The following is a 523-nucleotide window of genomic DNA, read 5'->3' as shown; positions in this document are numbered from 1 at the left end:
AGCCGTATCGGAAGGTGCGGCTGGATCACCTCCTTTCTATGGAGAATTACGAAGGTAACTTACGTTACCAACCTTACATGAGCGTTTCGTTTAGTTTTGAAAGAATGATTTATTCTTTCGATTAAATACAATCAACAAACCTTTATGGGCCTGTAGCTCAGCTGGTTAGAGCGCACGCCTGATAAGCGTGAGGTCGGTGGTTCGAGTCCACTCAGGCCCACCATAAAAGTTTTGTTGAATATCGCCTTCCTTTTGGTATGACACCATCTGGATTATTTGGGGCCTTAGCTCAGCTGGGAGAGCGCCTGCCTTGCACGCAGGAGGTCAGCGGTTCGATCCCGCTAGGCTCCACCAACACATCTACTATATAGAGAATTAAACAATTGTTTAATTCAGTTAGTAGACATGTTCCTTGAAAACTAGATAGCACAAACAACGACATCCAATAATTATTTTTTATGCAACACTTAGTAATAACTGATGCGTTATGGCAGCAATGCCTAACAAATCGAAGGTTAAGCTA

2 tRNA genes are annotated in these 523 nt (G+C 43.0%); both read left to right on the top strand.

The annotated features are described in order from the left end of the window. The first annotated feature begins 146 nt into the window (after positions 1-146). Positions 147-223 (top strand) — tRNA-Ile (locus LC090_RS21830). Positions 224-278: 55 nt separating this feature from the next. Then, positions 279-354 (top strand) — tRNA-Ala (locus LC090_RS21825). Positions 355-523: the final 169 nt, after the last annotated feature.

It is taken from the genome of Guptibacillus hwajinpoensis (assembly GCF_020524165.1).
Lineage (GTDB): Bacteria > Bacillota > Bacilli > Bacillales > Guptibacillaceae > Guptibacillus > Guptibacillus hwajinpoensis_D.
This window is presented reverse-complemented; position numbering and strand designations above follow the sequence as displayed.